Below are 21,423 nucleotides of genomic sequence, written 5' to 3' on the forward strand. Positions count from 1 at the left end.
CAGGGTAACTGGAAATCTCATCGTCTTCATGGTCTTAATTTCGGGGGGAAGGTCACACTCTGTACAGGTACTGAAAAAATGAAAGCATACGCAGCCTTACGCCACGCTATTCTGCTCGCCACCACCCTGGCTCTGACCCTGCCCGGCATCGGTCACGCCGCCGCCCGCATCGGCCATGTGGAGGCCTCCGGCCAGCCCCTGGACCAGGTACTCAAACTGAGCGCCGAACAGATCGCCGAACGCACCGACGGGCGGGTGGAATTCTCCGTATTCCCCTCCTCCCAGCTCGGCAACGCCCGCGCCATGACCGAGGCGGTTCAGCTCGGCATGCAGGACGCCGTGGTGGTGCCCGCCGCGTTCATTGGCGGCTTCAATCCGCTGGTGTCGATCCTCGACATCCCCTACCTGATCCCCACCAGCGACGACCAAGCCAACGCCCTGCGCAAGAGCGAGTTCGGCCGCGCCCTGCTGGACTCCTTCAAGGAAAAAGGCTTCGAAGCGGTGGCCCTGTGGCCCGGCGGCTTCAAGCACTTCACCTCCAACAAGAAGCTGGAAGGCATCGGCGATTTCAAGGGTCAGAAATTCCGCATCATGGATTCCCGCGTACTGCGCGCCCAGTTCGAAGCCGTGGGCGCCCAGGCCATGCCGATTCCGTTCGGTGATGTGTACACCTCCCTGCAAACCGGCGTGGTGGACGGGCAGGAAAACCCGCTCGATTCCATCGCCCGCATGAAATTCCACGAAGTTCAGAAATACCTGCTGCTGTCCGCCCACGGCGTGGTGGAAAACGTGGTGCTGTTCAGCCCCACCTTCTGGGCCGGCCTGTCCGACGCGGACAAGAAAACCGTGCGTCAGGTGTTCGTCGATAACGCCCTGGAACTGGCCAAGGTGAAAGGCGAGAACCAGAAGCAGGCCCTGGAAGAAATCAAAGCCGCCGGCCTCACCATCAATGAGCTGGACGACGCCGAGCAGCAGGCCCTGCGGGAGAAAATGTACCCCGCCGCCCGGGACGCCTTCCTGGACCAGGCCGGCGACAAGGGCCAGACGCTGATCGACCTGTACGAAAGCGTGTACAGCGACATCACCGAATAACGGCGCGCCGGGAGCGGGACGATGTGGACAAAACTCTGGAGCGCCCTGGCCGGCGTGGAGCGCGCGCTGCTGGTGTGCCTGATGCTGGCGCTGCCGATTCTTTACGGCATCAATGTGCTGCTGCATAACTTGGCCCCCGGCCTGGCCCGGCACCTGGACGGCGTCGACGAGCTGTCCCGCTTCATCCTGGTGTGGCTGGTGTGCGTCAGTCTCGGCTACACCATGGACAAAGGCCGGCACGTGTCCATGAACCTGCTGCAGCGGTTTATCGGTGCCTCGCTGCTGGTCTGGATACAGCGCGTGCTGGACCTGATCGGCGCGCTGTTCTGCGCCTACATGACCGTGCTCGGCTGGCAGTTCCTGCAGCGCATCATCGCCACCGGCCAGGTCAGCAACACCCTCGACGTGTCCATGGGCTGGCTGTACGCCGCCCTGCCCCTGGGCATGGTGCTGCTGACACTGCGCTACGTGCGCTACGTTCTGTTCCCCACGCACCGGCCGGCGCTCGACAGCGCCGACTGACCCCGACGGCCGAGGACCCTTTCATGAAGTCTGTTCTGATCACCGTCGTCGCCGTGGCCCTGTTCGTGGCCGGCGCGGAAATTTTCCTGGTGCTGGGCGTATCCGGGCTGGTGGGCAAACACCTGTTCCTGGAAAACCTGCCGGACATCGTCATGGTTCAGAAGATGATCGGCGGCATCAATCAATCCACTCTGCTGGCGATTCCGCTGTTCGTGTTCGCCGCCGAGCTGATGGCGCGCGGCAGCATCGCCGCGCGCCTGACCGGCATGGTCGAAGCCTTTATCGGCCATCGCCGTGGCGGGCTCAGCCACACCACCACCGGCGCCTGTTTCGCGTTCGGCGCGGTGAGCGGCTCGGCGCCGGCCACCGTGGCCGGCCTGGGCAAGATTCTGTTTCCGCGACTGATCGCCACCGGCGCCAGCCGTTCCTTCGCGGTGGGCCTGATCGTCGCCACCGCGGAAATCTCGCTGCTGGTGCCGCCCAGCATCACGCTGATTATCTACGGCTGGCTCACCGGCACCTCGATCATCGATCTGTTCGCCGCCGGCCTGGCCGTGGGCACCGTGCTGGCCGGCGCCTTCACCGTTTACGTGCATCTGAAAAGCCGCAAGGAAACCTCGCGGCTCGGCGAAAAAGCCAGCCGCGAACAACGCTGCAAAGCGGTGAAAGCGGCGCTGCTGCCCATCGGTATGCCGATCATTATTCTCGGTGGTATCTACAGCGGCCTGTTCACCACCACCGAGGCCGCCGCCGTGGCCGCCCTCTACGCCCTGCTGGTGGAGACCCTGATCACCCGGGCGCTGAGCTGGAATGGCGTGGCCAGGGTGGCCGAGTCCTCGGCGCTGATCACCACCACCCTGTTCATCATTCTGGCGGTGGGCAGCTTCGCCAGCTATCTGGTCACCGTGGCCGGCGTGCCGGCGGCCATCGGCGCCTTTATCGCCGGCGCCGACATCAGCGCCCTGCAGTTTCTGTTGATCGTCAATGTGGTGTTCCTGATCGCCGGCATGTTCATGGACCCGGTGTCCATGCAGATCGTGCTGGTTCCCGTGCTCGCGCCGGTGGCCATGGCCCTGGGCGTGGACCCGGTGCAGTTCGGCATCATCGTGGTGTTGAACGTGGCCATCGGTACCATCACGCCGCCGTTCGGCCTGGATCTGTTCGTCGCCTCCAGCGCGCTGCGCGTGCCGGTCACCGAAATCATCGCCGGGGTCTGGCCGTTCCTGCTGGTCAACCTGACGGTGTTGCTGCTGGTGACCCTGTTTCCGTCCGTCTCCACCTTCCTGCCCGGTCTGCTCAATTAAAGAGCCGGGTAAGAAGGTGGACTTTTTTTGAATTATTAGGAAGTATACTGATTAAATTGCGAGGTTGATCACCATGACCTGGACCCCAGTGAAGGGCGCCGACGCACTGTCCCCGGACGGCGGCGTCATGGCCGTTACCATCGATAACGTCGCGGTGGCGCTCTACCGGTTCGGCGAGGACTATCTCGCCACCGGCAATATCTGCACCCACCAGTACGCGCTGCTCAGCGACGGCTTCGTGGAGAACGGCTGCGTGGAATGCCCCCTGCATCAGGCGGTGTTCGACGTGCGCACCGGCAAAGCCCTGTCCGGCCCGGTGAGCAAGGATCTGGAAACCTACGCGGTGAAGGTGGAAGACGGCCAGGTGTTCGTGGACGTGACCCGCCCCGCCGAGATCAGCGAGGCGCCCGCCGACAACCGCATCGCCATGGCCGAGGAGCGCGATCAGCGCTGCTTCGCCATCGTCGGCGGTGGCCAGGCCGCGGCCAGCGCCGCCCGCGCCCTGCGCGACGCAGGCTTTACCGGCACCGTGAAGCTGTTTGCCCGCGAACAGGCGCTGCCCTACGAGCGCCCGCCCCTGTCCAAGGCGATCCTGCTCGGTGAAGCGCCGCTTCACGGGCCCACCCTGCTGGACGGGCCGGCGGCGGAGCAACTGCACATCGAGCTGCACCTGGGCGTGGCCGTGACCGCCATCGACGCGGAACGGAAAACGCTCACCGCCAGCGACGGCCAAACCCACGCCTACGACCAACTGCTGCTGGCCACCGGTGCCTCGCCGAGGCCGCTGCCGATCCCGGGGGCCGACCTGTCCGCGGTGCACAGCCTGCGCACCCTGGAAGACGCCATCGCCTTCAAGCGCGCTCTTCAGAACGGCCGGCACATCGCCATCATCGGCAGCGGCTTTATCGGTCTGGAAGTGGCCTCCGCCGCCCGCCAACGGGGCTGCGAAGTGACCCTCGTGGAGGCCGCGCCGCGCATCTGCAGCCGGGCGCTGCATCCGATGGCGGCGCTGCGCGTGCACAAGCTGGCGGAACGGAACGGCGTGCGCATCCTCACCGATGTGCAGACCACCGCTTTTGAAGCCGCCGACGGCGGCGTGGCCCTCAAACTGAATAACGGCGACACCCTCCAGGCGGACAGCGTCCTGGTCGGCATCGGCGTGATTCCGGAAACCGCCCTGGCGGAGAGCCTGGGCCTGGAAATCGAAAACGGCATCGTGGTGGACCGTTTCGGCCGCACCGGCCTGGAGGGCGTATTCGCCGCCGGCGATGTGGCCGTCACCCGCCGCGAGGACGGCACCCTGCTGCGGCTGGAGTCCTGGCAAAACGCCCAGGAACAGGCCGCCGCCGCCGCCCGCACCATGGCCGGGCAGGACACCGCCCACGACGCCGTGCCCTGGTTCTGGAGCGACCAGTTCGGGCACAACATCCAGATGCTGGGCCTGCCCACGGCGGACGACCAGATGGTCGCCAGACCGGGAGCGAACGGTTCCGAAACCCTGTATTTCCACAACGGCGAACGCCTCACCGGAGTAATCGCATTCAACGATCCCGGTGCCATTCGCCGTGGCCGTGAATGGCTGCGCCACGGGCTTTCCGTGGACGCCTTGAATCGCCTTCTGGAAAACACCGCCGGCGCCGCCGGTGATGCACGACTGCCCGCCCCACTCCGGAGAGGAACGATGAGCGATCTGTCCAACTACTACGTCTGGCCCCGGGAAGGTCTGACCCGCGTGCCGGACTGGGTGTACACCGACCCCTACATTTTCGAACTGGAAGTGGAACGAATCTTCCACGGCCCGACCTGGAACTACGTGGCCCTGGAAGTGGAAATCCCCAACGCCGGCGATTTCAAACAAAGCAACGTGGGCCCGACGCCGGTGGTGGTCAGCCGCGACGAAGACGGTGGCATCAATGTGTTCGTCAATCGCTGCTCGCACCGGGCCGCCCAGTTCTGCCGCGACCTGCGCGGCAATACGGAAGAATTTGTCTGCCCCTACCACCAGTGGTCCTACGACCTGAAGGGCAATCTGGCGGGCGTGCCGTTCCGGCGCGGCGTGGACGGCAAGGGCGGCATGCCCAAGGACTTCAAGACCTGCGACCACGGCCCCACCAAGCTCAAGGTCACCACCCGCCACGGCGTGGTGTTCGCGTCCTTCGATCACGACATGAAACCGCTGGAGGACTATCTGGGGCCGGACATGCTGCGTGAGTTCGACGCCACCTTCGACGGCCGCGAGCTGAAGTTGCTGGGCTACTACCGCAACTCCCTGCCCGGCAACTGGAAGCTCTACCATGAGAATCTGAAGGACCCCTACCACGCCACCCTGCTGCACACCTTCCTGGTCAGTTTCGGTCTGCTGGTGGCGGGCAACAAATCGCAGATGATCTGCGACGAGACCGGCCTGCACGGTGCCATGGCGTCGGCGAAGAGCGACGGCACCAACGTCAGTGAGGAAAACCGCAAGGAGATGCGCGCCTACCGGCCGGAGTTCCAGCTGGAGCGTGAGGACATGCTCAACTTTATCCCCGAGTTCAACTCGGAGTGGAGCGTGACCATGCTCACCGTCTGGCCGAACCTGATCGTGCAGCGGGAAATGAACACCCTGGGCGTGCGCCAGATCGTGCCCAGCGGCCCCGACGAGTTCGTGATGAACTGGACCATGTTCGGCTTCGCCGACGACGACGAGGAAATGACCCGCCACCGGCTGCGCCAGGGCAACCTGATGGGCCCGGCCGGCTTCCTCGGCCTGGAGGACAACGAAGCGATCAAGTTCGTCCAGGACGGCATGAAGCGCACCCAACCGGGCGAGCACCTGGTGGCGCTGGACCCGGACACCCCCGCCGGCACCGCCGACACGCTGATTTCCGAATCCGCCATCCGCGCCATGTACCAAAGCTGGCGCCGGGCCCTGGACATCGAATAAGGGAGACTTTTATGGAAGCGATCAAGAAAGACCAGGCCGCTCCCGGGCTCGACCAGGGACAACTGGTGCACGCCATCGAGCGTTTCAACACCGACTACTGCCGCGCCCTGGACGACGGGCGCCTGCACGATTGGGTGGAGTTCTTCACCGAGGACGCCTGCTACGTGGTGTCCGGCCGTGAAAACCACGACGCCAAACTGCCCGTGGGTCTGGTCTATTGCGAAGGCAAGGGCATGCTCAAGGACCGCGCCCTGGCGATCCTGGAAACCTCCATGTTCGCGCCCCGCTACCTGCGCCACTTCGTCACCAACACCTACGCCGAGCCCCAGGACGACGGCACCATCGTCGCCGGCGCCAACTACATGCTCACCCAGGTTCTGATGGACCAGCCCACCGCCACCCTGCACCAGGTGGGCTGCTACCTGGACCGGTTCGTATTCGAGAACGGCGAACTGAAGCTCCAGGAACGGCGGGCGATCTACGACAACCTGCTGCTGAACAATGACCTGGTCTATCCCGTGTAACCCTCTTGGCGCGCCCCGGTGGCGCGCCTTTTTTATTCTCTAATGCCATTTTTTCTCTAACGCCATGGAGAGGATCATGTCCAACCTGCCCGGCACCGGCAGGGCCGGACCGGCCGCCTTCGGTTGCCTGCTGCTGGTCGGCACCTTCCTCGGCCTGTCGCTGATCCTGGCCAAGCTGGCGGACCAGGCCGGCGCGCCCCGGCTCACCTTTCTGATGGTGGGCATCGGCGGCGCCGGCCTGATCCTGATCGGCCTCACCGCCCTGGCCCGCCAGCCCATGCCGATCAACCGGCGCACCCTGGAATACGGTCTGGTGTCCGGCTTTCTGCTGGCGGCGCCCACCGCCCTGGGCTTTCTGGCGGTGCGCCATGTGGGCGCCGGCTACCTGTCCATGAGCTTTGCCTTCCCGGTGCTGTTCACCTGGATCATCGCCACCGTGATGCGATTGGAACGGATACGGCTGCCGCGGCTCACCGGCGTCGCCCTGGGGCTCGCCGGGGGGCTGCTGCTGGCCGCCGCCAAGGCCGGCAACGCCAGCGCCTCGCCGGGCTGGGCGCTGCTGGTGCTGGCCATGCCGATGATGTTGGCCGCCGGCAATGTGTACCGCTCCCTGCGCTGGCCGGCCAACACCTCGCCGTTGTTCCTGGCCGGCCTGATGGAGATCGGCGCCGCCCTGATGCTGGTGCCCTGCGTGCTGCTGCTGGAGCCGGGACGCAGCGGCGAACTGCTGGCCAGCCGCGAAACCACGCTGCTGCTGTGGATCGAGGTGGCGGTGTTCGCAGTGCTCTACTCGTTCTATTTTGTGCTGCAGAAGATGGCCGGGCCGGTCTATCTCAGCCAGATCGGCACCGTGGCCGCCGTGGTCGGCACCCTGATCGCCATCCTCGCCCTGGGCGAAGCGCCGCCGCCATTTCTCGGGCTGGCGGTGGCGCTGGTGGCCGCCGGCACCCTCTTGTTTCATCGGGGCGCCCGCCCCTGACCGGTCGGTTGCGGCGTCAAATCCGGCAAAATTTCACCGCAAAAAGCGAAACACCGGTCGAGTCCGGCGCCCTTCAATGGTACAAACCGGCTATCGAAGACAAAGAGATGGTCATGCGCGAAGAAAAGGACGTTTGGTACGGCACCCCTTCCCAGGTGGTCAACCTGGGCACTTTCATTGTGTGCGGGCTGCTGTTCTTTCTGGTGATTCCCCTGTTCATCGCCCTGTGGCGCTGGCTGGAGGTGAAGTACACCAAGTACGAGCTCACCACCCAGCGGCTGCGCACCCGCTACGGCGTGCTCAACCGCAAAACCAACGAACTGGAACTCTACCGGGTCCGCGACTATCAGTTTGAAGAGCCCTTCTTCCTGCGGCTGTTTTCCCTTGGCAACGTGATCCTGCGGACCTCCGACCGCACCAGCCCGGTGGTGGTCATCAGGGCCATCGAGAACGGCGAGGAACTGCGCGAGAAACTGCGCCAGTACGTGGAAGAATGTCGCACCGCCAAAGGCGTGCGCGAATTCGACGTGGAATAAGGACCGCCATGACAACCTTTGACATTATTCTGCTGATCGTCGGCCTGGCGCTGCTGATCCTGGGCGCCGTGTCCGGCATCGCCCTGTTCGCCCGCGCCATCAAACTCTCCGACAAATTCGGCGACGAAACCAACATCGGCACCCTCTGGGGCCTGTTCTTCCTCGGCCTCGCCGCCGGCCTCCTGATGATCTGGATCGCCCTCCCCTAGACGGCTAGACGGGGCTACGGTTAGGGGCTAGACGGGGTCGGACCTCGGCTACTTATTGATTCATAAGTACTTTCCCGATTTTTAAGCGGGTTTTTGGCCCTTAGAACGCCTATATGGGGCCCGAAAACGGCGTCTAAGAGAGCAGCCGTCCGCTAAAAGCATCGATTTGCTCCCCAAAAAAGCCTCGTAAGGCAGAAAATGCGGGCCAATAAGGGCATCGGCCTCTGTTAAATCAAAGGGTTGCCGAGGTCCGACCCCACCAGCCCGAGGTCCGACCCCACCAGACAGGGTAGAATGGAGCTTGTCAGGGCCCGTTTATTGGATGGGCTCTTCGTAGCATTACGCAGGGCGCACGGCCAACCATGAACATTACCCCTTTTCAGGCGCTGGCCTGCCCGTTGGATGGCGAGCCACTGCGGCAATGTGACCGCACCTGGTGCTGCGCCAGCGGCCACAGTTTCGATATCGCCCGCCAGGGCTACGTTCACCTGCTGCCGGTCCAGCGCAAGCGTTCACGGGACCCCGGCGACAGCACGGATATGGTGGCGGCCCGTCAGCGCTTTCTCGCCGCCGGTCATTACCGGCCGATTGCCGAAGCGGTAAGCCGCGCGGCGCTGGAAGGGCTACCCGCCGATGCGATGGCTCACTGCCTCGATGCCGGTTGCGGCGAGGGCCACTATCTGCGGGAGTTGGCCCGTTTCGCCGACGGAAAGCCGCCCCTGGCACTGCTCGGGTTGGATATTTCCAAGCCGGCGGTGCTGGCCGCCGCGAAACAGGATAAGCGCGCCCGTTGGGTGGTGGGCAGCAACGCCAGGCTCCCCGTGCTGTCGGCCACGCTGGACCGGCTGCTGTGCCTGTTCGGCTTTCCCATGTATGACGAGTTCGCCCGCGCGCTGAAACCCGGTGGGCTGCTGTTACAGGTCGATGCCGGGCTTGATCATCTGCGTGAGCTGCGCGAGATCATCTACCCGACACTCAAGCCGGAGCGCGCGGGCAGCCCGGAAACGCCACCGGGCTTTACCTTGCTGGGGACCGAGACGATCCGCTATCCGCTCAAGCTGGCCGGCGCGCAACCCATCGCCGACCTGTTGGCGATGACCCCGCATCTCTATCGCGCCAGCGCCGAAGGCCGGGCGCGAGCGGCAGCGCTTGAAGCGCTCACCGTCACCGTGGATGTACGCCTGATGCGATTCGAGCGTGACGCGGCAAGCGCACCCTTTTAAGGCAGGGAATGCGGGTCAATCAGGGCACCCAAATCCATTAAATCAACGCGTTACCGAGGTCCGCCCCCGCGAGACCGGACCCCGCGAGGCCGATTGCAGGCGGGCCACCAGGTTCTCCACCTCCGCCAGGGCGTCGCGGATGGATTGTTGCAACCGTTCGCCGCCCTCCTCCTGGAACTCGATGGCCACTTCATGGACCTGCTCGATGCCCATGAAAGTCATCGCCGTGCGTACGCTGTCTTCCAGAAAGTTCATGTGCGCCATGGGGCCGCCGGCACCCTGCCCGTGGCCGCCCCGGGACGCCAGAATCACCGCATGGCGTGGGCGGTCCGCGAGCAGCGGCACGAACGGCTCCTCGGTGTTCTCCGCGTCGAAGCTCACGGTCCGTTCCAGACGCACGATCTGGTCGATCCAGGCCTTGAACGCCGCCGGGTAGCTGAAGTTATAGAGCGGCACGCCCAACACCAGCACATCCGCGGCGATCACCTCATCCACCAGGATATCGCTCTCCGCCAGAGCCTGCGCCATAGGCGCCGAACGGCGTTCGGCGGGCGTGAACGCGGCCTCGATCCAGTCCACCGTCAGCAGCGACGGCGGCCGCGCTCCCAGATCCCGGCGCATCACCGGGTCCTCCGGGCGGGCGGCCTTCCACTGCTCGATAAAATGATGGCTGAGGCGGCGGCTCAGGGAGCCGTGCTCATGGGTCCCGGCCCGGCCGGGGCGGGGGCTGGCGTCGAGATGCAGTAAGCGGGTCATCGGTTCTCTCCTTGGTTCGGGCCTCGGTTCGGGTTCGCAGCTGGGTGAAACTGCCTCACCCATGCTTGACACCCGCACCATGAAAACCGACGCTCAGTTCAGCGACAAACGACCTTTTCTTGCCGGAATGGCAAAACAGAATTCATCCATCAGGCCAAGCCATGACCGCCCGAAAACTGCCTTCACTTTCCGCCCTGCGCGCCTTCGAAGCGGCGGCCCGCCACCGCAGCGCCAAAAAGGCCGCCGAGGAACTGTCGGTGACGCCCACCGCCATCAGCCACCAGATTCGCCAGTTGGAAGAGCAACTCGGCCTGGCACTGTTCATCCGCAAGCCCCGCCAATTGGAACTGACGGTGCAAGGCCGCGAGCTGCTGGCCACCGCCAGCGACGCCTTCGATGCCCTGGCGGACACCGTGGCGCGCCTGCGCCCGGCGCCGCAACAGCATACCGTCACCCTCTCCACCATCCCGGCGGTGGCGGCGCGCTGGCTGCTGCCCCGGGTCTGCGAGCTGCGCGACGCCCACCCGGACCTGAACCTGAATCTGCAGATATCCCATCATCTGGTACCCCTGGATGGTGTGGCCGCGGACCTGGCGATCCGTTACGGCGCCGGCCACTGGCCCGGCCTGCGTGCGGAAAAGCTGTTCGACAATACCTTCGTGCCCGCCTGCAGCCCGACCCTGGGTGTGCGCACCCATGACGATCTGCGCGACACCACCCTGATCCACTACGAACCGCCCAACCACAAAGGCGCCCTGCTCAGCTGGCCCGCCTGGCAAAAACTCGCCCGGGTACCCGGCCTCGACATCAGCAAGGGTCTGGTGTTTTCCGACGAAACCCACACCATCGCCGCCGCCCTGGGCGGCCAGGGCATCGCCCTGATGAGCCGCACCCTGATCGCCGAGGAACTGGCGGACGGCCGCCTGGTGGAACCCTTCGGCCCGGAACTGCCCGGCGAGCCCTTCCACCTGGTCTACCCGCCAGAACGCCTCAAGGAACCGGCGATCCAGGCGGTACGGGGTTGGGTGCTGGGTTTTCAGGTGGGGCTCGGAGAGGATCGCGGCTAAAGCCGCTCCTACGTATTCGGGATCACCGCTGTAGCAGCGGCTTCAGCAGGTCCCACCGATCCGGTGCCCGGTGCTCCACGACCCACAGCCAGAGCAGCGACTTATCCAGCCGCCACCAAGCCCACACGGAAAAACAACCGGCGATCTCGCCGGGGCGGCGGCCATGTAGAAAAAGAACGTCATCATGATCGGCGCGATAGCCAATAATTCGGTTTTCTATGAAGGTGGGAGAAAGCTACGACAAGGACTTTCCGATCCGAATGGTCTTAGTGATAGATGATTCCATAGGGGAACTTCGGCACCAGACAGCGCCGCATTCTTCGGGAAATCGGTTGATACGCGGTTGGGAAAGCGGCGATGCGGTTCAAAGAGCGGTGGACCTCAAGACGCCCCCCCCGCCCGAGACCGGGGCGCTCCAAATCATAATAAGCGGCGGCATCATCCAGTTCATCCGGAGCCACCGCCAATATCCTGACGTTCATTCCTTATCGTACTTGGCCATCGCTTCCTGCACGGAGACGGTAGCAATCTCCCCACGCTCATAGGCATCAAGGCGGGCTTCCGCCTCTTCCGCCCAAAGATCGTCCAGCGCCTGATTGATAATGTCCTTGGTTGAACTCATCGATCTACACCGCGTTGCAAGACTTCTCATACAGAGTAGCCCTGGACAGCGGAGCAGACCAGAGCGGAAGGCCATACCGCAAGCGGCCTCCCGCTCCTTCTTCCACCTCTTATCAAGTGCGGGCAGTCAGAACGATGCGCCCGTGGCTGACCTCCACATCCAGCGGAGTGCCGATTTCAAACCCCGCCTGATTCAGCCAATAACCCTCTATATACACCCACGGGACCGGCGGCTTTGGTGCGTAACTCAACCCAAAGGGCGACGGACTATAAGGCTGTTCGTAATATCCACGACGTACTTTCAGCTTGCGGAAATACGGCAGAGGGCGAGAGGAAAGGTTGGAGGGGGTTTCAGCCACATGATGCTCTGGCTTATGATTGCGCTTAGCCATGATAGACTCCTTGTCAGTCTGTTGTGGTTAGCCGCCCTGAGTGTTGCAGCACTCAGGAGCGGCGCCTTCAGGTCGCGGATGGCGACATAATACTCCAAGAACAACTCTACCATCTCTGAACAGTGCAAAAAGTAATATTTTTTCACCTCGCCTTGTAAGAATTATCTTAAAAACATGTAAGCACTAAACATTGAACCGCCAATCCTAGAAAATCGCATGAGAACAGACTAGATTGGCTCTTATGTTATTAATTTCAGCCCACACCAGGAGCGAAGATGAAAAAGTTTGACACTCGAGTATACAGTGTATCTGACTTCATTGAGTGGGATTCATCAGGCCTACTTGATTTGTCACCTGAATTCCAAAGACGCTCAGTGTGGGGAGAAAAAGCAAAATCCTACCTTATTGACACCATAATACGCGGAAAGCCAATCCCAAAAGTTTTGATAACGCAGGAGCTAAAGGGAACAAGAAACATCCGCGTTGTTGTTGATGGACAACAGCGATTAAGAGCAATACTCGAATTTTTGGATGATGGATTCAAAATATCAAAAGCCCACCACCACGAATACGCTGGAAAAAAATACTCCAGCCTTCCCGATCAACTAAAACATGAAATATTGAAATACGAAGTAGGTGTTGACTTACTTTTCGATGCCTCCTATGCCGACATCCTTGACATCTTCGCAAGATTAAACACCTTCTCAGTTCGACTCAACAACCAAGAACAACTCAACGCGAAATATCTAGGTTTCTTCAAACAAACAGCTTACAAACTAGGATACGACTATGTCGATTATTGGGTTTTAGCCGGAATTCTTTCCAAGTCTCAAGTCTCCAGGATGGCCGAGGCGACCTTAGCATCTGACTTGCTCGTTGCTCTTGTGGACGGCATACAGACCAACAAAAATATACCAACTCTTTATAAACGCTTAGAAGATGAAGAAGGACCTTTAGAAAAAAAAGAAGAGCTTTTTCACCAGACAATGAGTGTGATTGGAGAGATATATTCAGCACTCGACTTAAAAAACAGCAACTTCAGCAGAATTCACTTATTTTATTCTCTATTTTGCTCTATAGCGCACTTCATATCTGGCGTCAAAGGACTAGAGGAAACACCCAAAGTAAATATAAAAAACAACACAAGAAAGGCAAGAGTAAGACTTGACGAGATAAGCTATCGCTACGACGAAGATGACGAAAGCCCTAATTATCAAAAGTTTATCGACTACTCAAGAAGAGCAACCACAGACACAAGCAGAAGAATTTTTAGAAGCCAGTTCATATGTGATCAGATAATTGAAGCGATCAAAGGTTAGACATGGCTAGAGTAAAAATCTCTGCAGCTTATAGGGATTTCGAAAAAGAAATGAAGTCGCTATCGAAACTAGACGAAATAAATCAGAAAGAAACTCGATTCTCTAAGAACCAGATTGAGCTTCTTAGCGAGGGGCTTTTCATGTCAGCCTTTCGCGCTTACGAAAACTATATCGAGGAAATTTTTCTTCTTGCGACACTAGAGAAACCTTGCCTATCTGGGAAAAAGCCAAAATCTTTTTTAAAACCCAAGACATACAACCATTCTAGAGATTTAATTAGATCTTCAATGCCATTCTTAGATTGGTCAACACCGAACACCGTTATTGAAAGATCCCAAACCTATCTTAAAGAGGGGTACCCTCTATGCGACCCAATTTCAGCTTCGACAAGAATACTGGCTGACATGAAGATCCTTAGAAACCAAATAGCACATAACTCAGATGAAAGCAGGAAGTCTTACGGAAGAATGCTACTACGGACCTATGGAACCTTGCCTTTGGGTAATTTAAGCCCCGGCCGCCATCTGCTGAACAGTGTCCCGCGCCTTACACCAAACAAACATTACCTAGCTTATTATATTGCCAACTTGAAAAACATCGGCGAAGCCGTCGCGCAGTAAAAACCCGTCGATATAAAAACCAAGAAATTTATCATAAAAAAACAAAAGCCGCCTTTTGGGCGGCTTTTGGAGGGCCGGTCGCGGCCGGGGTGGCGGCGCGGCCGGTGGCGCGGTGAGCGCGCGTTCGGGCGGGGTTATTTGGGGCGGTTGTCGAAGACGTGTTTGGCTTTGCCTTCGGAGCGGGCCAGGGTGCCGGGGGCAGCCAGGTCCACCTTGGTGCTGATGCCGATGTGGGTTTTGACCCGGTGCTGCAGCTCCTTGATCACTTCCACGGACAGGGTTTCGGCCTGGGGGGCGGCTTCCGGTTTCAGTTCCACGCGCACGGTGACGTGATCCAGGTTGCCTTCCTTTTCCACGTGGATTTCGTAGTGCGGGGCCAGGGCTTCGATCTTGAGGATCTGTTCTTCCACCTGGGTGGGGAACACGTTCACGCCGCGGATGATCAGCATGTCGTCGCTGCGGCCGGTGATCTTGTCGATGCGGCGCATGGGGCGGGCCTGGCCGGGCAGCAGCCGGGTCAGGTCGCGGGTGCGGTAGCGAATGATCGGCAGGGCTTCCTTGCTGAGCGAGGTGAACACCAGCTCGCCGTATTCGCCGTCCGGCAGCACTTCGCCGGTTTCCGGGTTGATGATTTCCGGATAGAAGTGATCTTCCCAGATGGTCGGGCCGTCCTTGGTTTCGATGCATTCCATGCCGACGCCGGGGCCCATCACTTCGGAGAGGCCGTAGATGTCCAGGGCGTGAATGCCGAGACGCGCTTCCAGTTCCTCGCGCATGGTCTGGGTCCAGGGCTCGGCGCCGAAGATGCCCACTCGCAGGCTGGAGGCTTTCGGGTCCAGGCCCTGGCGCTCCATCTCGTCGGCGATGTTAAGCATGTAGGAGGGCGTGACCATGATGATGTCCGGCTTGAAGTCGTTGATCAGCTGGACCTGTTTCTCGGTCTGGCCGCCGGACATGGGGATCACGGTGCAGCCGAGACGCTCGGCGCCGTAGTGGGCGCCCAGGCCGCCGGTGAACAGGCCGTAGCCATAGGCCACGTGCACCTTGTCGCCGGCGTGGCCGCCGCCGGCGCGGATCGAGCGCGCCATCACGTCGGACCAGACGTCGATGTCGTTCTGGGTGTAGGCCACCACCGTGGGCTTGCCGGTGGTGCCGCTGGAGGCGTGCACGCGCACCACGTCGCGCATGGGTACCGCCACCATGCCGAACGGGTAGTTGTCGCGCAGGTCGTTCTTCACCGTGAACGGGAAGTGCCGCAGGTCGTCCAGGCTGCGCAGGTCGTAGGGGTGCACGCCGGCGTCATCGAAGCTCTTCCGATAGAAGGGCACGTTGTTGTAAGCGTGGGTCAGGCTCCAGCGCATGCGATCGAGCTGCAGTTCGCGGAGCTGGGCGACGTCGCTCATCTCCACCGAGTCGAAACGGTTCTCAAGGTTGAATGGCATATCCATCTCCGCCTCTCTTTATTCTCTAATGGCCGGGCGCGCCGCGCCCGGCTGCGTTGCTTCAGATTCTTTCGATGATGACCGCGATGCCCTGGCCGACGCCAATGCACATGGTGCACAGCGCGTAGCGACCCTGGCGACGCTCCAGCTCGTGGAGGGCGGTGGTGATCAGGCGCGCGCCGCTCATGCCCAGAGGATGCCCCAGGGCAATGGCGCCACCATTGGGGTTCACATGTTCGGCGTCGTCCGGCAGGCCCAGCTCACGGAGCACCGCCAGGGACTGGGAGGCGAACGCTTCGTTCAGCTCGATCACATCCATATCCGCCAGCTTCAGACCGGTGGTGGCCAACACCTTTTGCGTGGCCGGCGCCGGGCCGATGCCCATGATGCGCGGTTCCACCCCGGCGGTGGCCATGCCCAGTACCCGGGCGCGAGGCTTCAGGTTCCAGCGTTGCGCCGCCGCCTCGCTGCCCATCAGCAGGGCGCAGGCGCCGTCGTTGACGCCGGAGGCGTTGCCGGCGGTGACGCTGCCACCTTCGCGACGGAACGGCGTCGGCAGTTTGGCCAGCGCCTCCAGGGTGGTCCGCGGGCGCGGGTGTTCGTCGTCGCGCACGACCAGCGGGTCCTGCTTACGGCGTGGCACGCTCACCGGCACGATCTCGTCGGCGAAGGTGCCGTGGGCCATCGCCCGGCCGGCCTTCTGCTGGCTGCGGAAGGCGAAGGCGTCCTGGTCCTCGCGGCTGACCTTGAATTGCTCGGCCACGTTCTCGGCGGTTTCCGGCATGGAGTCGATGCCGTACTGCTCCTTCATCATTTTGTTGACGAAGCGCCAGCCGATGGTGGTATCGAAGAGGTCCGCCTGGCGGGAAAACGCCTGCTCCGCCTTGCCCATCACGAACGGCGCCCGGGACATGGACTCCACGCCGCCGGCGATCATCAGCTGCCCTTCGCCACAACGCAGGGCGCGGGCGGCGCTGCCCACCGCGTCCATGCCGGAACCGCACAGGCGGTTCAGGGTGACGCCCGGCACGTCCACCGGCAGGCCCGCCAGCAGCGAGCTCATGCGCGCCACGTTGCGGTTGTCCTCGCCGGCCTGGTTGGCGCAGCCGTAGAACACATCGTCCACGGCGCTCCAGTCCACGTCGGCGTGACGCTCCATCAGCGCCTTCATGGGAATCGCGCCCAGGTCATCGGCGCGCACGGCGGCCAGGGCGCCGCCGTAGCGGCCCACCGGGGTACGGATGGCATCGAAAATCAGCGCGTCGCTCATGCGTCGCCCTCCTGTTCATGAATCACCGGGCCACGGATTTTGTAGGACTTGCCGCGGAACAGGGCGACCAGCTCACCGTCGCCGTTGGTGACGCGCACATCGTAAACGCCGGTGCGCCCTTTACGAGTCTGCTCCCGGGCGTCGGCGGTCAGGGTGTCGCCCAGCTTACCCGGCGCCACGTACTCGATGGAGCAACCGGAAGCCACGGTGGCGTCGTTGTAGGTGTTGCAGGCGAAGGCGAAGGCCGAGTCCGCCAGCGTGAAAATATAGCCCCCGTGGCAGGAGTCGTGCCCCTGGATCATGGTCTCGGTGATCGGCATGGTGAGCACGGCGCGGCCCGGCGCCACGCTCTCAACCTGCATGTTCAGGGCCTGGCTGGCGCGGTCACGGGCAAACATGGCGTCGGCGCATTGCCGTGCCAGGGCGCCGGCATCCACCGTGGCGGAGGATTCGGGCATGGTACTGCTCTCCCTGGGAACCCCGGCGCCAGAACCGCCAAGGCTCCTCTGCGTATGTATTTATTGACTTATTGACCCGAAAACTTCGGGCTGCGTTTTTCCATGAAGGCGGCGACGCCTTCGCGGTAATCGGCGGTGCGGCCGGCCTGACGCTGCAGGTCGCGCTCCAGGTCGAGCTGGGTGTCCAGGTCGTTGGTGCCGCTTTCGTTGAGCGCCTGCTTGATCAGCGCCAGCCCGCGGGTGGGCTGGGTGGCCAGATGGGCGGCCAGGCGGGCGGCCTCGTCGCGCAGGGCCTCATCGTCCACCACCCGCCAGATCAGGCCCCAGGCCTCGGCCTGCTCGGCGCCGAGCTTGTCGCCCAGCATGGCCAGGCCCTTGGCGCGGGCCAGCCCCACCTGACGGGGCAGCTGCCAGGTGCCGCCGGAATCCGGCACCAGGCCGATCTTGGCGAACGCCTGGGTAAAGCTGGCGGAACGCGCCGCCAGCACGATGTCGCAGGCCAGGGCGATGTTGGCGCCGGCACCGGCGGCCACGCCGTTGACCGCGCACACCACCGGCACCGGCAGGGCGGTAAGGGTGCGGATCAGCGGGTTGTAGTACGTCTCGATGGAGTAACCCAGGTCCGGCATCTCGTCGCCGGGAGCAACATTGCGGTCGGACAGATCCTGGCCGGCGCAGAAGCCACGGCCGTTGCCGGTGAGCAGCAGCGCCCGGCAGTCGCCGGCTTCCACCGCCGCCTGCACCTCGGTAAGCGCCTGGCGCACTTCCTGATGCATGGCTTCGTTGAAGCTGTTGAGGCGGTCCGGCCGATTGAGGGCCAGGGTGGCCACGCCGTCGCGAAGCGAAAATTCGATGGTGTCGTAGGCCATGGTGCGTCTCTTATCTCTCATGACAGATGACGTGTGAGGTGTTTCCGAGCATAGCTCAAACATGACACCAGTCAATACATAAGACACATATTCGTGTATCGCATTTACGCACCAGAAAACACTCTTCTTGTCTTTTTTTGTTCTTTTTTTATTTTAAAACAATAACTTGAAACAACACCCTCGCCCCACCTGTTCATGTTACACGATTACCCCTTTGATCGCGCATTACAGGTCATGTAGCTTATCCAGCCTGCCTCTACGGCCCCGACCCCGCTTTATCTGGAGACCCGCCATGCCCTGTTATCAGCTTGAAGGCATCACCCCGGTGGTGCACCCGGACGCCTATGTGGACCCCACCGCGGTGCTGATCGGCGACGTGATCGTCGGCCCGGACTGTTACGTGGGCCCCTGCGCCAGCCTGCGCGGCGACTTCGGCCGCCTTATTCTGGAACGCGGCGCCAACCTGCAGGATACCTGTGTGATGCACGGCTTCCCCGGCACCGACACCGTGGTCGAGGAAGACGGCCACATCGGCCACGGCGCGGTGCTGCACGGTTGCCGCATCGGCCGTAACGCCATGGTGGGCATGAACGCGGTGATTCTGGACTATGCGGAGATCGGCGAGTCGTCCATCGTCGCCGCCGGCGCCCTGGTCAAAGGGCGGTTCACCTGCCCGCCGCGCTCCATGGTGATCGGCGCGCCGGCGGTGGTGAAACGCGAGCTCAGCGAGGAAGAGGTGCGCTGGAAATACGAGGGCACCCTGGAATACCAGGAGCTGGCGCGTCGCTATCAACGAGCGATGAAGCCCTGCGACCCGCTCACCGAGCAGGAAGCGGACCGCCCGCGCATGCGGACCAACAAGATCGCCCCCAAAGGGGAGGAAGCGGCGGGCTAGTCGAGCCCGCCGAACCGCTGGTAGAAGCCGTCGCCGGCCTCCGGCAGCGGCCCCTGGGCGGTTTCCGCGTGCTGGCTGATCCAGGTTTCCGCGCCCTGGCCGGTGAGCCGGTAAAGGTTGCGGGCCAGTTGCCGGGCGGCGCGGCCCTCCCAATCGGCGGGCAGCAGTTCATCGGGCAGCAGCGGGTCGCGCAGCAGCAATTTCCGGTATTCGTGAATCAGCAGGGTGCGCGCCAGAAAGCATTCCCGGGGCGGCAGGGTCCGCTCCTTGCGCATCTGATTCCAGAGCGGCCGGAACTGATCGAGAAAGTCCCGGTAGCCCTCGGCCAGCTGATCCAGGTTCCAGGCTTCGCGCACCAGACGGCGCAGAGGTCGGGTGGCGAATTGATCCACGGTATCGGTCTGGAACAGAATGACGTCGTCCAGGGCGCCCAGCTCCTGGAGGGAGGCGTTCAGCTCGGCGCGGTCCACGCCCGGGTGCGCCAGCACCGTGGGCGCGAAGGCGCCAAAGCCCATCCACTCCAGTTCCTGGCGCACGTCCCGGCGGCGGTCGGCGTCCAGTTGATTGAGGATCACCAGGGTCCAGGCGCCGTCCCAGGCCGGCTGGCCACCGGAGTACACGCGCTTGAAGGCTTTTTCGAAGCGCCGCCGGCCGGCGCCGGTGAGGCCGTAATAGCTGCGCCGCCCCACCTTCTCGGCGATCAGCCAGCCCTCGCGGGTGAGCCGGAACACGGAGGTGCGCACCAGCCGCTGGTTGACACCCATGGGCGCCAGCAATTCGATCAGGCTGCCCAGCCAGACGGTGCCCCCACGGGGCACGATGGCGTCGCCGAACACGGTGATGATCAGCGACCCGGTGCGCAGCGGCCGGCGCTGCTGAAAGCGTTTGATCAGCGTTTCCAGATGATCGGACTGCAGGTCCAAAACCCTATCCCCTTATGCGCCAACGGGCCCTCGAAAAGATTCGACATACTACCAAACGGCCCCTCTATATGACACAAACAACACACGAATTCCACGCTAAAACGGGGACTTGGCGGCATAGGTCCACTTTTATGACACATTAAACGCCGTATTGACTTGTATGGCGTATCGCTTTATACCTGTGCCTATCGTCGGGCCCGGATGGGACATCGCGGGCCCGCCATAAGAACAACTGGCATACGTTTAAAGGTGCGATAATGAAAAGAATGCTGAAACAGCTGGCCGCCGGCGCGGTCACCGCTCTCGGTCTGACCCTGGCCAGCGTGCCGGCCCAGGCCGCCGACACCATCCGAATCGGTTCCTTCCTTTCTGTTACCGGACCGGCCTCCTTCCTGGGCGATCCGGAATTGAAAACCCTGGAACTCTACATCGACAAGATCAACGGCAGCGGCGGCGTGCTCGGCAAGAAGCTGGAGCTGATCCACTACGACGACGCCGGTGACGCCTCCAAGGCCCGCACCTTCGCCAACCGCCTGCTGCGCCAGGACCGGGTGGATCTGATCGTGGGCGGCTCCACCACCGGCGCCACCATGGCGGCGGTGCCGCTGATCGAACAGGCCGGCGTGCCGTTCATCTCCTTGGCCGGCGCCGAGACCATCACCACGCCGGTGAAGAAGTGGGTGTTCAAGACCCCGCAGTCCGACCGCCAGGCCGCGCGCCGGATCCTGATGGACATGAAGGACCGTGGATTCACCAAGATCGGCCTGATTTCCGGCACCGGCGGTTTCGGCGCCTCCGGCCGCAACGTGACCAAGGAAGAAGCCGGCAACTTCGGCATTGAGATCGTCGCCGACGAGACCTACAACCCGAAGGACACCGACACCACCGCCCAGCTCACCCGCATCCGCAACACCGACGGCGTGCAGGCGATCCTGAACTTCGACTTCGGCCAGGGCCCGGCCATCGTGACCCGCAACTACGCGCAGCTGGGTATCGAGATTCCCTTCTATCAGTCCCACGGCGTGGCCTCCGACAGCTTCCTGGAACTGGCCGGTGACGCCGCCGAAGGCCTGCGTCTGCCCGCCTCCGCCCTGCTGGTGGCGGACAAGCTGCCGAAGTCCGACCCGCAGTACGACGTCCTGAACCGCTACAAGAACGACTACGAAAGCCACTACAACGAGTCGGTGTCCACCTTCGGCGCCTATGCCTACGACGGCCTGCAACTGGCGGTCCAGGCCCTGATGAAGGCCGGCAGCACCGACAAGGCGAAGGTGCGCGACGCCCTCGAAAACATCGACGGCGCCGTGGGCGTGACCGGTACCTACCGCATGAGCCCCGAGGACCATATGGGCCTCACCGCCGAATCCTTCCGCATCCTCGAAGTGAAGGACGGCGACTGGGCGCTGACGGAATAAGTCCTCACGCCTGATCGCGGCGGCGCCGCCGCCGCGATCTTCCCCGCCCTTCCCCCACGAC

General features: G+C 62.5%; 23 protein-coding genes. 14 read left to right on the plus strand and 9 right to left on the minus strand.

Going from position 1 to position 21,423, the window contains the following annotated elements:
• The first annotated feature begins 78 nt into the window (after nucleotides 1-78).
• The 9 genes from IM760_RS04380 (at nucleotide 79) to IM760_RS04420 (ending at nucleotide 9,315) form a co-directional block, all read left to right on the plus strand.
• Nucleotides 79-1,092: a TRAP transporter substrate-binding protein gene (locus IM760_RS04380; protein ID WP_204427329.1), complete on the plus strand. Its 1,014-nt coding sequence runs from the start codon at nucleotides 79-81 to the stop codon at nucleotides 1,090-1,092.
• 21 nt (nucleotides 1,093-1,113) lie between these two features.
• Nucleotides 1,114-1,614: a TRAP transporter small permease gene (locus tag IM760_RS04385; protein ID WP_204427330.1), complete on the plus strand. Its 501-nt coding sequence runs from the start codon at nucleotides 1,114-1,116 to the stop codon at nucleotides 1,612-1,614.
• A 23-nt stretch (nucleotides 1,615-1,637) separates the two neighbouring features.
• The gene (locus IM760_RS04390; protein WP_204427331.1) at nucleotides 1,638-2,918 is read left to right on the plus strand and encodes a TRAP transporter large permease; all 1,281 of its coding nucleotides are present in this window, start codon (nucleotides 1,638-1,640) and stop codon (nucleotides 2,916-2,918) included.
• Nucleotides 2,919-2,991: 73 nt separating this feature from the next.
• On the plus strand, nucleotides 2,992-5,844 hold the full coding sequence (locus IM760_RS04395) for an FAD-dependent oxidoreductase (RefSeq protein ID WP_204427332.1): 2,853 nt from the start codon (nucleotides 2,992-2,994) through the stop codon (nucleotides 5,842-5,844).
• Between the two features lie 11 nt (nucleotides 5,845-5,855).
• Entirely contained in the window at nucleotides 5,856-6,368 is a 513-nt protein-coding gene (locus IM760_RS04400) for an aromatic-ring-hydroxylating dioxygenase subunit beta (RefSeq protein WP_204427333.1), read from the plus strand.
• Between the two features lie 76 nt (nucleotides 6,369-6,444).
• Nucleotides 6,445-7,347, plus strand: a complete 903-nt coding sequence (locus tag IM760_RS04405; protein WP_204427334.1) for a DMT family transporter — start codon at nucleotides 6,445-6,447, stop codon at nucleotides 7,345-7,347.
• Nucleotides 7,348-7,460: 113 nt separating this feature from the next.
• Nucleotides 7,461-7,883 (plus strand): PH domain-containing protein, encoded by a 423-nt coding sequence (locus tag IM760_RS04410; protein ID WP_204427335.1) that lies wholly within the window; start codon nucleotides 7,461-7,463, stop codon nucleotides 7,881-7,883.
• Between the two features lie 8 nt (nucleotides 7,884-7,891).
• Entirely contained in the window at nucleotides 7,892-8,092 is a 201-nt protein-coding gene (locus IM760_RS04415; protein WP_194297389.1) for a hypothetical protein, read from the plus strand.
• A 362-nt stretch (nucleotides 8,093-8,454) separates the two neighbouring features.
• Nucleotides 8,455-9,315: a putative RNA methyltransferase gene (locus IM760_RS04420; RefSeq protein WP_204427336.1), complete on the plus strand. Its 861-nt coding sequence runs from the start codon at nucleotides 8,455-8,457 to the stop codon at nucleotides 9,313-9,315.
• A 42-nt stretch (nucleotides 9,316-9,357) separates the two neighbouring features.
• Here IM760_RS04420 and IM760_RS04425 read toward each other — a convergent pair whose 3' ends face one another.
• Nucleotides 9,358-10,071, minus strand: coding sequence for an FMN-dependent NADH-azoreductase (locus tag IM760_RS04425; protein ID WP_204427337.1), 714 nt, complete (start codon nucleotides 10,069-10,071; stop codon nucleotides 9,358-9,360).
• A 161-nt stretch (nucleotides 10,072-10,232) separates the two neighbouring features.
• On the opposite strand from IM760_RS04425, the gene IM760_RS04430 reads away from it, so the two are divergent.
• Nucleotides 10,233-11,138 carry a LysR substrate-binding domain-containing protein gene (locus IM760_RS04430; protein ID WP_204427338.1) on the plus strand — a complete coding sequence of 302 codons (906 nt, stop codon included), beginning with the start codon at nucleotides 10,233-10,235 and terminating at the stop codon, nucleotides 11,136-11,138.
• Between the two features lie 266 nt (nucleotides 11,139-11,404).
• Here the strand turns inward: IM760_RS04430 and IM760_RS04435 are convergent, their stop codons facing one another.
• The 3 genes from IM760_RS04435 to IM760_RS04445 all read right to left on the minus strand — a co-directional run bounded on the left by IM760_RS04435 (nucleotide 11,405) and on the right by IM760_RS04445 (nucleotide 12,151).
• A complete protein-coding gene (locus tag IM760_RS04435; protein ID WP_204427339.1) occupies nucleotides 11,405-11,620 on the minus strand; it encodes a type II toxin-antitoxin system RelE/ParE family toxin in 216 nt (71 codons plus the stop codon).
• Entirely contained in the window at nucleotides 11,617-11,760 is a 144-nt protein-coding gene (locus IM760_RS04440; RefSeq protein ID WP_204427340.1) for an addiction module protein, read from the minus strand. The genes IM760_RS04435 and IM760_RS04440 overlap by 4 nt, the downstream gene beginning before the upstream one ends.
• 112 nt (nucleotides 11,761-11,872) lie before the next feature.
• Complete coding sequence (locus IM760_RS04445) at nucleotides 11,873-12,151, minus strand: SymE family type I addiction module toxin (protein ID WP_204427341.1); 279 nt, start codon at nucleotides 12,149-12,151, stop codon at nucleotides 11,873-11,875.
• A 275-nt stretch (nucleotides 12,152-12,426) separates the two neighbouring features.
• Between IM760_RS04445 and IM760_RS04450 the strand changes: the two genes are divergently transcribed.
• Nucleotides 12,427-13,470 carry a DUF262 domain-containing protein gene (locus tag IM760_RS04450; RefSeq protein WP_204427342.1) on the plus strand — a complete coding sequence of 348 codons (1,044 nt, stop codon included), beginning with the start codon at nucleotides 12,427-12,429 and terminating at the stop codon, nucleotides 13,468-13,470.
• 2 nt (nucleotides 13,471-13,472) lie between these two features.
• Nucleotides 13,473-14,090, plus strand: coding sequence for a hypothetical protein (locus IM760_RS04455; protein ID WP_204427343.1), 618 nt, complete (start codon nucleotides 13,473-13,475; stop codon nucleotides 14,088-14,090).
• Nucleotides 14,091-14,224: 134 nt separating this feature from the next.
• Here IM760_RS04455 and paaK read toward each other — a convergent pair whose 3' ends face one another.
• The 4 genes from paaK to paaG form a co-directional block, all read right to left on the minus strand.
• Nucleotides 14,225-15,532 (minus strand): phenylacetate--CoA ligase PaaK, encoded by a 1,308-nt coding sequence (gene paaK / locus IM760_RS04460; RefSeq protein ID WP_204427344.1) that lies wholly within the window; start codon nucleotides 15,530-15,532, stop codon nucleotides 14,225-14,227.
• Between the two features lie 61 nt (nucleotides 15,533-15,593).
• Nucleotides 15,594-16,802 (minus strand): 3-oxoadipyl-CoA thiolase, encoded by a 1,209-nt coding sequence (gene pcaF, locus IM760_RS04465; protein WP_204427345.1) that lies wholly within the window; start codon nucleotides 16,800-16,802, stop codon nucleotides 15,594-15,596.
• Nucleotides 16,799-17,260, minus strand: a complete 462-nt coding sequence (gene paaI / locus IM760_RS04470) for a hydroxyphenylacetyl-CoA thioesterase PaaI (RefSeq protein ID WP_204427346.1) — start codon at nucleotides 17,258-17,260, stop codon at nucleotides 16,799-16,801. Before paaI ends, pcaF begins: the two co-directional genes overlap by 4 nt.
• Nucleotides 17,261-17,328: 68 nt before the next feature.
• The gene (gene paaG / locus IM760_RS04475; RefSeq protein ID WP_204427347.1) at nucleotides 17,329-18,129 is read right to left on the minus strand and encodes a 2-(1,2-epoxy-1,2-dihydrophenyl)acetyl-CoA isomerase PaaG; all 801 of its coding nucleotides are present in this window, start codon (nucleotides 18,127-18,129) and stop codon (nucleotides 17,329-17,331) included.
• A gap of 292 nt (nucleotides 18,130-18,421) precedes the next feature.
• Here paaG and IM760_RS04480 point away from each other — a divergent pair, with 292 nt between their 5' ends.
• Nucleotides 18,422-19,024, plus strand: coding sequence for a phenylacetic acid degradation protein PaaY (locus tag IM760_RS04480; RefSeq protein ID WP_204427348.1), 603 nt, complete (start codon nucleotides 18,422-18,424; stop codon nucleotides 19,022-19,024).
• Here IM760_RS04480 and paaX read toward each other — a convergent pair.
• A complete protein-coding gene (gene paaX / locus IM760_RS04485; RefSeq protein WP_204427349.1) occupies nucleotides 19,021-19,947 on the minus strand; it encodes a phenylacetic acid degradation operon negative regulatory protein PaaX in 927 nt (308 codons plus the stop codon). The genes IM760_RS04480 and paaX overlap by 4 nt on opposite strands.
• Before the next feature lie 257 nt (nucleotides 19,948-20,204).
• On the opposite strand from paaX, the gene IM760_RS04490 reads away from it, so the two are divergent.
• Nucleotides 20,205-21,362 (plus strand): ABC transporter substrate-binding protein, encoded by a 1,158-nt coding sequence (locus IM760_RS04490; protein ID WP_239549615.1) that lies wholly within the window; start codon nucleotides 20,205-20,207, stop codon nucleotides 21,360-21,362.
• Nucleotides 21,363-21,423 lie beyond the last annotated feature (61 nt).

The organism is Alloalcanivorax marinus (assembly GCF_016906305.1).
GTDB lineage: Bacteria > Pseudomonadota > Gammaproteobacteria > Pseudomonadales > Alcanivoracaceae > Alloalcanivorax > Alloalcanivorax marinus.